Annotated in this window: 13 protein-coding genes and 1 pseudogene; 9 read left to right on the forward strand and 5 right to left on the reverse strand. The window is 30.9% G+C overall.

From position 1 onward, the window contains the following. Positions 1–237: 237 nt before the first annotated feature. From rpsD to WBF61_RS07625, 3 genes are all read left to right on the forward strand, one after another. Entirely contained in the window at positions 238–843 is a 606-nt protein-coding gene (gene rpsD / locus WBF61_RS07615) for a 30S ribosomal protein S4 (RefSeq protein WP_424255337.1), read from the forward strand. Between the two features lie 263 nt (positions 844–1,106). Continuing rightward, entirely contained in the window at positions 1,107–1,463 is a 357-nt protein-coding gene (locus WBF61_RS07620) for a hypothetical protein (RefSeq protein ID WP_424255339.1), read from the forward strand. A 181-nt stretch (positions 1,464–1,644) separates the two neighbouring features. Beyond that, a complete protein-coding gene (locus tag WBF61_RS07625; RefSeq protein ID WP_424255341.1) occupies positions 1,645–1,788 on the forward strand; it encodes a hypothetical protein in 144 nt (47 codons plus the stop codon). A 44-nt stretch (positions 1,789–1,832) separates the two neighbouring features. On the opposite strand, the gene WBF61_RS07630 is transcribed toward WBF61_RS07625, so the two are convergent. Further along, positions 1,833–2,465 carry a YktB family protein gene (locus tag WBF61_RS07630; protein WP_424255343.1) on the reverse strand — a complete coding sequence of 211 codons (633 nt, stop codon included), beginning with the start codon at positions 2,463–2,465 and terminating at the stop codon, positions 1,833–1,835. A gap of 136 nt (positions 2,466–2,601) precedes the next feature. Between WBF61_RS07630 and WBF61_RS07635 the strand changes: the two genes are divergently transcribed. Next, positions 2,602–3,048, forward strand: a complete 447-nt coding sequence (locus tag WBF61_RS07635; protein WP_424255345.1) for a YueI family protein — start codon at positions 2,602–2,604, stop codon at positions 3,046–3,048. A 66-nt stretch (positions 3,049–3,114) separates the two neighbouring features. On the opposite strand, the gene WBF61_RS07640 is transcribed toward WBF61_RS07635, so the two are convergent. Genes WBF61_RS07640 through WBF61_RS07655 form a run of 4 tightly spaced genes read right to left on the reverse strand, consistent with a single transcriptional unit; the run spans position 3,115 to position 5,220 of the window. Further along, positions 3,115–3,636: a GNAT family N-acetyltransferase gene (locus WBF61_RS07640; RefSeq protein WP_424255346.1), complete on the reverse strand. Its 522-nt coding sequence runs from the start codon at positions 3,634–3,636 to the stop codon at positions 3,115–3,117. 43 nt (positions 3,637–3,679) lie between these two features. Further along, positions 3,680–4,372 (reverse strand): 5'-methylthioadenosine/adenosylhomocysteine nucleosidase, encoded by a 693-nt coding sequence (locus WBF61_RS07645; RefSeq protein ID WP_424255347.1) that lies wholly within the window; start codon positions 4,370–4,372, stop codon positions 3,680–3,682. A gap of 20 nt (positions 4,373–4,392) precedes the next feature. Further along, positions 4,393–4,644 (reverse strand): hypothetical protein, encoded by a 252-nt coding sequence (locus WBF61_RS07650; protein WP_424255349.1) that lies wholly within the window; start codon positions 4,642–4,644, stop codon positions 4,393–4,395. A 15-nt stretch (positions 4,645–4,659) separates the two neighbouring features. Beyond that, complete coding sequence (locus tag WBF61_RS07655) at positions 4,660–5,220, reverse strand: NUDIX hydrolase (RefSeq protein ID WP_424255351.1); 561 nt, start codon at positions 5,218–5,220, stop codon at positions 4,660–4,662. 239 nt (positions 5,221–5,459) lie between these two features. Between WBF61_RS07655 and WBF61_RS07660 the strand changes: the two genes are divergently transcribed. From WBF61_RS07660 to WBF61_RS07680, 5 genes and pseudogenes are all read left to right on the forward strand, one after another. Further along, entirely contained in the window at positions 5,460–6,164 is a 705-nt protein-coding gene (locus tag WBF61_RS07660) for a 5-bromo-4-chloroindolyl phosphate hydrolysis family protein (protein WP_424255353.1), read from the forward strand. A 22-nt stretch (positions 6,165–6,186) separates the two neighbouring features. Then, positions 6,187–7,395 carry a toxic anion resistance protein gene (locus tag WBF61_RS07665; RefSeq protein ID WP_424255355.1) on the forward strand — a complete coding sequence of 403 codons (1,209 nt, stop codon included), beginning with the start codon at positions 6,187–6,189 and terminating at the stop codon, positions 7,393–7,395. A 206-nt stretch (positions 7,396–7,601) separates the two neighbouring features. Further along, positions 7,602–9,794: an anaerobic ribonucleoside-triphosphate reductase gene (gene nrdD / locus WBF61_RS07670; RefSeq protein ID WP_424255356.1), complete on the forward strand. Its 2,193-nt coding sequence runs from the start codon at positions 7,602–7,604 to the stop codon at positions 9,792–9,794. 25 nt (positions 9,795–9,819) lie between these two features. After that, positions 9,820–10,389 (forward strand): anaerobic ribonucleoside-triphosphate reductase activating protein, encoded by a 570-nt coding sequence (gene nrdG / locus WBF61_RS07675; RefSeq protein ID WP_424255358.1) that lies wholly within the window; start codon positions 9,820–9,822, stop codon positions 10,387–10,389. 206 nt (positions 10,390–10,595) lie between these two features. Beyond that, a pseudogene (locus tag WBF61_RS07680) lies at positions 10,596–10,721 on the forward strand (GlsB/YeaQ/YmgE family stress response membrane protein); the annotation flags it as partial.

Below are 10,721 nucleotides of genomic sequence, written 5' to 3' on the forward strand. Positions count from 1 at the left end.
AGCCATTAATTTATTAGAAAAGAAATCTTGCTCTTTCTGTAAGCACAATGTATAATTGAAATTGTGTAAAATAATGCAGCGTGAAAGTGGTATTTTCGTCAACAGTTTATTGCCAAGATTGGTTCATTTGTGTAACCTGCGGCTGCAAAGGCGAAGAATGAAAAATAAACTGCACGAGATATTGAGCTATCAACTTATTATTTTACTCCAAAAAAACATTATTGGAGGAATTTTATTATGTCACGTTATACAGGTCCAAGTTGGAAAATTTCACGTCGTTTAGGTATTTCACTTTCAGGAACAGGTAAAGAAATTGAACGCCGTCCTTACGCTCCAGGTCCTCATGGTCCAAATAGCCGTAAAAAATTAACTGAGTACGGTTTACAACTACAAGAAAAACAAAAATTACGTAATATGTACGGTATGAATGAGCGTCAATTTAAAAACTTATTTGTTAAAGCTGGTAAAATTAAAGAAGGTAAAGTCGGAGACAACTTCATGATTTTATTAGAGCAACGTTTGGATAATGTTGTTTACCGCTTAGGTTTCGCGACTACTCGTCGTCAAGCTCGTCAATTAGTTAACCACGGTCACATCCTTGTTGATGGTAAACGTGTTGACATCCCATCATACAGTGTTTCAGTTGGACAAGTAATTTCTGTTCGCGAGAAATCAAAAACTATGGAAATCATCACTTCTGCTGTTGAATCATTATTTGGTCGCCCAGAATTTATTAGTTTCGATGGAGAAAAATTAGAAGGTTCATTGAACCGTTTACCATTACGTGAAGAATTATATGCTGAAATCGACGAAGCATTCATCGTTGAGTTCTACAACCGTTAATTCGATTGTAATAAAAAGCTTTACTATCCCCTACAACCTGAAATTTCAGGTTGTAGGGTTTTTTATTCGACTAATTCCTTTTTATCAACCTACATTATTCATTAATCTTAACTATCAATTATGCTTATTACTTCGTATACTTCTATTTCACAATTCAGACATAAACTTATTATTATTCTACTATTATATCAACACTTCATATCCTATTAATAATAGATGCTTTATAATTATAATATAAAGAATTTGAACTTGAGGTGATAAATGTGTTGATTGAAGTAAGTGACGATTTCGGGAATGAAATGAATCGTTTGGCCGAAATGACCAATATAACAATTGGTGAGGCAATAGAGTCTGGATTTAAAAATTCTCATTTTCTAAAAAAAGATTTACTATATGGAAAAGATAATTTTTCTAACTTCATTGATGAATATCTCTTAGTCGTAGGCTCCTTAGATAGTTATCAGAATGAGCTTTTAATTGCTATTAAAGAAATAAATGATTCAAATGCAATCGAGCACGTTTTCAAAGAATTGTTCAGACTTGCTAATGAAGATATCTGGTTATTAAATAAATTGTTCCAAGTCTATAAACAATCAGATAGCCTATCTAATCTACTATAGGCTTTATTTGACAGTAAAATGTTCGACTTAAAAAAAGACTGTTTCCAGTTTATCATTTCTAAGCTTTTTAATTTTACTTCTAGCCTTTTTCATGATAAACTTTTTAGATTATAAATAGTATGAATATAATTATTTTATACTTTCACTTATATGAATAAACTTATTTAAAGGAGCGTACATTGTGTACAATCAAACGGTACTCGAAGTTTCTGGGACATCTATCAAACTAACTCGTAACCGATCAATTATTATTCTTTACCTATCAAATGATGATGATGCATTAGTGTTGTATGATTACATGGCTAGGTGCATTAACAAAAAATAAAAAACGTTGTATCCTTTTTTTGGATTAAACGTTTTTTTGTTCTTTTAAATTGGATATGATTGTAGAGCTTGCTTATATAGGGGAACTAATAAACGATACGTTTCAAGTATATAATTATAAAATGCTTGAGGATCTTTTACTAAAGGGCTAGTCGCGCTTAGCTGCCTGCCAACTAAAAATTCAACTTTTTTAATATCCCTCCAACGTTTAAGCCCATTACTCAAGTCACTTTTATTAATAGGTACTACACCTTCCTTAGTATGATCAAAAGAAATGACATAATCCGATGGTAAGTTTTGAATAGCTACATAATTATCAATAAAATTTTGTGCTATTTCTTTCTCAAACTGTGGATTATCTATAAAAGCTAGCCAAATAAAAACATGCGATTGATAGAGTCCTAACTGAAAATGAGGATATTTTTTGTATCCTCTTTTATCTCCCCCTATTGCACACCATGTATCTTGAGGAGGATTTTTTGTTCGTCTAAGATGCTGAGCAATATGTACAGGTAAGGGGTTATCATCTATCAATAAACTTAAATCTTTAGATAGATTATTTCCAATTATTTTAAACTTTGGCTGGATTTTGTTTCTTATTCCAACCATTCTTTGTTCCAGTCCCTCTATAGTAAAAATATTAAAGTCTTCTTGCGTGAAATTCCCTAATTCTTCCATTTCATCTTTCCTTTCCAATTAATGTTAATATAGTAAAATTACTATCTATACCTGCTTATCTAAAAATATTTATACTAAGATATGTTATAATAAGATTAGAATTCTAACAAATAAAACAGTTAAAGGAGGAATTTTTATGGGTTCAGACAATATGCAGAACTACCTAAACAAAGGTATATATGGAGCTAATCAGACTAAACCAGAAGAAAGAAAAAAATATCTGGGTAGTTTAAGAGAACGTATTTATCTATCAATGACCATCGAACAATTAATAACAGAAGATTATTTGGATGCACTAAAAAAAGAAGTAACTCAACACCCAAATAACATGCTACTATTTAACGGTTCTATCGATATAAAAGATTTAGATCCTTATATCAAATTAAGCAATCAAATGAACTGTACATTTAGAATTGTAACAGATGAGTTTGCTGAAAAAAGCAATATTGGATTAGTTTATGTTGCTCCAGAGGCAACTAATATAGAAAATATCGATGTTGCAGAAAAATATCCCAAAACAGATAATCCGCCAAATAACAAAGTTCGTGAAAAAAAATCTTTTTTCAAAAAATTATTTTCATGAATGTATATGTTTAAAGATACAGCCAAATCAATCTTTTTTGGCTGTATCTTTAATTAACTTGATCTATCATTCACTATTTTTCCATTCAAACTTTACAATTGCCTCATCCCTACCAATCAAACCTTCTCCAGTCTTAATAAATCCATTTTTCCTTAAAATATGTTGTGATTTTTTATTTCTTAAAAAAGTTTTAGCCTTAATTAAATCTATATTTTCCATTTTTATCAACCAATTTAAAAATGCTTCTACAGCTTCTGTTATAAATCCTTGATTTGAGTAAGAATCAACTACGCCATAACCTAATTCTGGAATCCATTTTTCATTAGAATTTCCCTGTATACTTATTTCACCAATAATTTTATTTTCTTTTTTTAAAATAATTAACCTAGTCCATTTTTCCATTTCTGGTCTTTTTTTTAACTCTTCTAATGCAAATGGTAAATAAAAAGAAAATTCTATACCTGGCCATTCTGCACTTACTTCGTAACCCGATATATGACTTAATTTTTCATTCCCTAATAGCGTTGCCTCAATATAATCTATTGTATATGGAACTAAAAGTAGTCGCTCAGTTTCTAAAATATCCATAATTATTTCCTCACTTATCAACTATATATCTAAAAATTTTGTCTTATAGAGTAATTTTTAATAACTCTATAACCATATTAGCAGATTTTTTCCCCGCTTCAACGATAAATTCATCAAAACTAACTCCAGCCTCTTCGTTCGCAACGTCCGACATAGCTCTTAAAATGACAAAAGGTTTGCCAAATTGATAGCAAACTTGTGCAATCGCTGCTCCTTCCATTTCAGCTGCTAAAGCATCAGGAAAAGAGTTTTTGATTTTCTTCAATTGAGCTTCTCCAGCAATAAAAGAATCACTTGTAACAATTAGCCCTTTAACTGGATGCAAGCCAACATTTTTAGCTGCTGCTATCGTATTCTCGATCAGTTTTTTGTCTGCTGTATAGAGAGCAGGCATTTGAGGTACCTGACCAATTTCATAACCAAAAACAGTTGCATCTACATCATGATAAGCTACCTGACTTGATACGACAATATCTCCTACTACCAGACCTTTCCCAATCCCACCAGCAGAGCCGGTATTAATCAAATAATCGACTCCATATTGAGAAAGTAGTAACGTTGCCGCAATAGCTGCATTTACTTTACCAATACCTGACTGTACCAAAACTACCTCATGCTCTTCTATTTTACCTAAAATAAATAAAGCATTTGCTTGGCGCCATTCTTCTGGATTAACCATTTTTGATTTCAATAAAATTATTTCTTCTTCCATAGCGCCAATAATTCCAAATTTCATTTTTTATTTCTCCTTTAAAATTAGATTAAAAAAACTATTATTAAAACAATTACAAGAAGTATTGATACAACAACAATAGCTTTTGTTAAAAGCTTATCAATGCTTCGATATTTATCATTTTCTGTTTTCCTACTTTTTTGAGATAAGCCTTCTTTTACTAACTGTTTTTGATAGTTTTTTTCAACCTTATCTCGCTCTTTGGTTCTTTTTTTTCTTTCAATTTTCTCTTGTTCATTTATTTTTCGCAATTCTGCTCTAGTCTTTTGATCCATTCTTTCCTTTACACCTCATTTATTCTTTTGTTCCAACTCAATTTTCATTTTCCAATAAAAAAGAGCAAATACTGTTTTAGCATCGACTATTAAGTTTTCATTATAGTATTCCCAAGCTTCATCATAAGATAACACAACAATCTCAAGAAATTCATCTTCATCTTTGGGTAAAGGATTTTCTATTTTTATTAACTCTTCAGCTCGATAAATATACAAGAACTCGTTTGAAAAACCTGGAGAAGTATAAAAAGCTGTTTCAAGTTCAAAAATCCTAGCTTGAAATCCTGTTTCTTCTTCTAACTCTCTTCTCCCTGTTTCTATGGGAGTTCCATCTGTTTTATCAATCATTCCAGCGGGTATTTCAAATATTGATTTTTCAATCGCTTTTCGAAATTGTTTAACAAAAATCATTTTCCCATCATCTGTAAAAGGCATAATGGCTACAGCCCCCGCATGTTTAACTAATTCTCTTTTTGATTTTTTTCCATTAGGTAAAAGAACATCATCTACCCAATATTCTGTAATATTACCTTTATAAATGCAGTTACTTTTAATTGTCTCTTCCTTGTATTCCATTAGGTCTCCCCCTGGTTGTTATGGATATCTTCTTTCTTATCATACAGTTCTAAATTCACTTTATCAATCCTGAAATTATAACATTATTTTTTTGGTAAACGAATAATTATTTTACTTATCTTACATTTTCAATAAGAAATCAACCTTAAGTCTGATGGGCCTTTTATATAGTTCTATGATAAAATAAGGATATACAATAAAGAAAAAAGTAATTAAATAAAAATATGGAGTGATTCAAAATGAATGATTTTTCCAAAAATATTATAAGCGTATTACGGTATACGTTTACTAGCGTCTCAACAATTTTGATTTTTCTACTCTTAGCCTTTATTTTTAATTTTGGTTTATGGTCATCCTTAATTATAAGTATTGCACTTGGCAGTATTCTTTTTTATATGCAAAATGATAACGCCTCTATCAAATCTCGTTCTAAACTAAAAAAAGTTTCTAATGAAAAAGAATCTTTTTATAAAGCTAATGGATTAAATAAAGAAGAAATCAGTTTTTTTAGAGAAACAATGTTTATCGCAAAAACACAAATTTTAACTTTAGAAAAAAATATGCATTCTCTCTCAAAATTATCTGCTATCGAAAAAAGAAACAATACAGTTCACTTAGCAAAAGCACTATTTAAGGAGATTACAGAAAATCCACGTCGCTTAAATGAAGTAAATAAATTTCTTTACGTTCATTTGTCATCTTTAGTAGATTTAACAAATAAATATATTGAAATAGATCAACATGAAGTGAAAAACAAAGCTACGTATGATGTTCTTAATGAAAGTGCAGCAACTATTGATGAAATGTGTCATCTAATTGCAGTTGATTACGTTGCTTTTAAATCAGAAGACTTTGATGATATGAGTATTGAAGTAGAACTTGCAAAAAAAGCTATAGAGCGTGATTATACAGATATTGAAAAAATTGAAAATCAAGAACTTTAAAATGAAATGAGGAGATACAAAAATGACAGATTACAGTTCAACTAATAATAACTCTTTAAAAAAGGTTAATTCTGAATTAGAAGAATTATTATCAAATCCTTTTGACGATGCTAATTTATACAAAACTGATGTAAAAGATTCTACTGAAAAAGAGATGAAAGAAACTCAAAAAGTTGATCGCTTGATAGATCGTTTACCTGAGGAACGACAGAAACAAGCAAGAGATCTTTCTGAACAAATAGATGTTACCAACATACAATCCGTTATGAGTTATGGAGCTGCTGCTCAACAAAAGTTAGGTGAGTTTTCTCATGCCATGTTAAACCAAGTTCAGAATCAAGATACTGGTGAAATTGGAGATTCTTTGAATGATTTAATGTTCCGTTTAAACGAAGCAAATCCAGAAGATTTAAGAGCTGAAGATAACAATGTTTTCAAAAAAATATTTGGACGTGTTAGAAAATCTATCTATGAGATGACCGCAAAATATCAAAAAATTGGTGCTCAAATTGATAAAATCAGTGTGAAATTAGATAAAGAAAAAAACGGTTTAATCAATGACAATATCATGTTAGAACAACTTTACCAAAAAAATAAAGATTATTTTGATGCCTTAAATATTTATATTGCAGCTGGAGAAATCAAAATAGATGAATTATCCAATTCGTTTATTCCTGAAGCTATTAAAACGGCAGAAAGTAGTTCAAACCAAATGGATGTACAAATTGTTAATGATTTAAATCAATTCTTAGATCGCTTAGAAAAAAGAACATATGATTTAAAGTTAGCACGTCAAATGACCATTCAACAGGCTCCTCAAATTCGTTTGATTCAAAATACGAATCAAGCTCTAGCAGAAAAAATTCAATCTTCTATTAATACAGCTATTCCTCTTTGGAAAAATCAAATTGCTATAGCCTTGACTTTGTTACGCCAAAAAGACGCTGTTACTGCTCAAAGACAAGTCTCAGAGACGACAAACGATTTATTAAAGAAAAATTCAGAAATGCTAAAAATTTCTACAATAGAAACGGCAAAAGAAAACGAACGTGGTATTATCGACATTGAGACGTTACAACAGACCCAAAATGATTTAGTAGAAACTTTACAAGAAACATTACAAATTCAGAAAACCGGTCGTCTAAAAAGAAAAGAAGCTGAAATTGAATTGTCTGTTATGGAAGATTCTCTAAAAAATAAATTGCTTGAATTAACTAGTGATCAATCTTAAATAAAAAAAGAGCAAAGACTATTATTATCCGTTTAATTATAACGGTTAGTAATGGTTTTTATTTTTTCTATACATTTATCAACTTTTATTCTATCTTAAATTATCGAATGATGCTACAATATGTAGTATGCACATTAAAATTGAACCTACATATGGTATCTTTATTTTAGTAAAAAAAAAGATATCTAATCAGGAGGGAAATAAATATGATAAAGAATAATGCAAAAGATTGTGATTACTCTAACAAAAATGATGTTTATACTATTCATGTCATCAAGCGCGATGGACGAGAAACGGTATTCGAAGAAGAAAAAATTTATCTTTCTATTTTTAATGCTAATGAAAAATTACCTATTCAATCTAAAAATATAATTAATAATAATTTACCTGATATAGTTAGACAAATTAAAAATAATCTTATTGCTGGTGATAATAAAAAATTAAAAGTTTCTACAATAAGAGAAACTGTTTTAAATGTATTAATGGAAAAAAAAGCATTATCATTAGCTGATGTTTATACTGATTTTCAAGTCCAAAAATCAATTATTCGTAAAAATGAGACGGATATTAATCATGCTATTCATACATTACTAAAAAAAGATCCTTCCCTTGTTAATGAGAATGCCAATAAAGATAGTGAAATTTTTAATACGCAACGTGACTTAACTGCTGGTGTTGTTGGAAAGTCCATTGGCTTAAAACTTTTACCTGAACATGTCCGCAATGCCCATCAAAAAGGAGACATTCATTACCATGATTTAGATTATCATCCCTACTCTCCTATGACTAATTGTTGTTTAATTGATTTTAAACATATGCTATCTGAAGGCTTTAAAATTGGAAATGCCGAAGTAGAAAGTCCGAAATCTATTCAAACGGCTGCGGCTCAAATGGCTCAAATCATCGCTAACGTTGCTTCTAGCCAATACGGTGGTTGTAGTGCGGATCGCATTGATGAAGTTCTTGCTCCTTATGCAAAACTTAATTTTAAAAAACATTTAGCCGAAGCAGTTAAATGGATAGATGACTCAGAAAAAAGAGAGCAGTTCGCTCTTCAAGCAACTAAAAAAGATATTTATGATGCTATGCAAAGTTTAGAATATGAAATTAATACCCTTTTCTCTTCTCAGGGACAAACTCCATTTACTACTTTAGGATTTGGCTTGGGAACAGACTGGTACGCTAAAGAAATTCAACAAGCTATTCTGTCTGTTCGAATAAAAGGACTAGGCAAAGAAAAAAGAACAGCTATTTTTCCAAAATTAGTCTTTACATTAAAAAGAGGCATTAACGTTGATGAAACTGATCCTAATTATGATATAAAAAAGCTTGCTATTGCTTGCGCAACACAAAGAATGTACCCTGACGTCTTAATGTACGATAAATTAAAAGAATTAACAGGAAGCTTCAAAGCACCTATGGGATGTCGTTCTTTTTTACAAGGATGGAAAGACGAAAAAGGTCAAGAAGTAAACTCTGGTCGAATGAACTTGGGTGTTGTAACATTAAATTTACCACGTATTGCACTAGAATCTAATAATGATATGGATAAATTTTGGACTATTTTGGAAGAAAGATTGTCTATCTGTAAGGATGCTCTCGTTTATAGAATCAATAGAACAAAAGAGGCTCTTCCTAGTAGCGCTCCAATTCTTTATCAATATGGTGCCTTTGGTAAGCGACTAGATAAAAATGATTCTGTAAATGAGGCTTTTAAAAATAAACGTGCGACTATTTCACTTGGTTATCTCGGTCTTTATGAAGTCGCTACTGTTTTTTATGGAGCAGATTGGGAGAATAACCCTTTAGCAAAAAACTTTACATTAGCCATCTTAAAACAGCTAAAAGAACATGCTGATTTGTGGGGAAATATATATGGTTATCATTTTAGTGTATACTCTACTCCCAGTGAAAGTTTAACCGACCGTTTTTGTCGTCTAGATACGGATAAATTTGGTATTATTCCTGATATTACTGAAAAAGAGTATTATACAAATAGTTTTCATTATGATGTTCGAAAAAAACCAACTCCGTTCGAGAAACTTGATTTTGAAAAGGATTACCCAAAATATACTAGTGGAGGTTTTATTCACTACTGTGAGTATCCAAATATGCGTCAGAATCCTAAAGCTTTAGAAGCTGTATGGGATTTTGCCTATGATCGAATCGGGTATCTCGGAACAAATACACCGATTGATCATTGCTATCAATGTGGATTTACTGGTGATTTTGATCCCACAGAGAGAGGATTTAAGTGTCCGGAATGCGGCAATTGTGACCCTAAAACTTGTGATGTTGTGAAACGTACTTGTGGCTATCTAGGGAATCCGCAAGCTAGACCAATGGTTAAAGGTCGACACAAAGAAATTACTTCTCGTGTGAAACATATAGACCAATAACCTAATCAATTTGGAGGAATAAATAATGAGAAATCCAAAGCCACAAGAATGGTTGTCTAAAGACTTTAGTAAGATGAAAATTGCAGACTATAAACCCTTTAATTTTGTTGACGGAGAAGGTGTTCGTTGTAGTTTATATGTAAGTGGTTGTTTATTTGCGTGTAAAGGATGCTACAATAAAATCGCTCAAAATTTCGATTATGGTCATAGGTACACGAAAGATTTAGAAAATACAATTATAGAAGACTTAAAACAAACCTATGTACAGGGCTTGACGCTTCTTGGCGGAGAACCTTTTCTAAATACAGCTGTTGTCAATTCTTTATCAAAAAGAATTAAAGAAGAATTTGGTGAATCTAAAGATATTTGGGCTTGGACTGGGTATACTTGGGAAGAATTAATGATTGAATCAGAAGACAAACTTGAATTGCTGTCTTATATCGATGTACTCATTGATGGTCGTTTTGAGATAAGTAAACGTGACTTAACTCTTCAGTTCAGAGGGAGCTCAAATCAACGAATCATTGATGTTCAACAATCTTTAAGGCTAAATGAAGTTATTTTATGGACGAGTTCAATACTTTCTAAGAACTAAATGTATTTAAACACATTTTATATACTGAAATATATAACGATAGTGAGTAAAACTCTCTATCGTTTTTTATGTTATTTTAAAGAATTTTTTTTGCATAATATCATTTTTTTTATCTCCCAATGCGTATCGTTTGAATTGTGAACGAGATGTGTCTATACTAAGAATAGTAATACTTATATTATTTATTTAAAAAGGAGGAAAACATAATGGGTTTTATTTGGTCACTAATCGTAGGCGGTGTTTTAGGAGCCGTAGCAGGAATGATTTTAGGTAAAGATGTTCCAGGAGGAATTATTGGTAATATTATCGTAGGATTCATCGGATCATGGCTT

This window comes from Carnobacterium sp. (assembly GCF_049673005.1).
In the GTDB taxonomy this organism is placed as follows: domain Bacteria; phylum Bacillota; class Bacilli; order Lactobacillales; family Carnobacteriaceae; genus Carnobacterium_A.

Bases quoted from the DNA above. Each gene is read 5' to 3' on its own strand.
- rpsD (WP_424255337.1), top strand. From the start codon at position 238: ATGTCACGTTATACAGGTCCAAGTTGGAAAATTTCACGTCGTTTAGGT.
- WBF61_RS07630 (WP_424255343.1), bottom strand. From the start codon at position 2,465: ATGGAAGAATTAGGGAATTTCACGCAAGAAGACTTTAATATTTTTACT.
- WBF61_RS07635 (WP_424255345.1), top strand. From the start codon at position 2,602: ATGGGTTCAGACAATATGCAGAACTACCTAAACAAAGGTATATATGGA.
- WBF61_RS07640 (WP_424255346.1), bottom strand. From the start codon at position 3,636: ATGGATATTTTAGAAACTGAGCGACTACTTTTAGTTCCATATACAATA.
- WBF61_RS07645 (WP_424255347.1), bottom strand. From the start codon at position 4,372: ATGAAATTTGGAATTATTGGCGCTATGGAAGAAGAAATAATTTTATTG.
- WBF61_RS07650 (WP_424255349.1), bottom strand. From the start codon at position 4,644: ATGGATCAAAAGACTAGAGCAGAATTGCGAAAAATAAATGAACAAGAG.
- WBF61_RS07655 (WP_424255351.1), bottom strand. From the start codon at position 5,220: ATGGAATACAAGGAAGAGACAATTAAAAGTAACTGCATTTATAAAGGT.
- WBF61_RS07660 (WP_424255353.1), top strand. From the start codon at position 5,460: ATGAATGATTTTTCCAAAAATATTATAAGCGTATTACGGTATACGTTT.
- WBF61_RS07665 (WP_424255355.1), top strand. From the start codon at position 6,187: ATGACAGATTACAGTTCAACTAATAATAACTCTTTAAAAAAGGTTAAT.
- nrdD (WP_424255356.1), top strand. From the start codon at position 7,602: ATGATAAAGAATAATGCAAAAGATTGTGATTACTCTAACAAAAATGAT.
- nrdG (WP_424255358.1), top strand. From the start codon at position 9,820: ATGAGAAATCCAAAGCCACAAGAATGGTTGTCTAAAGACTTTAGTAAG.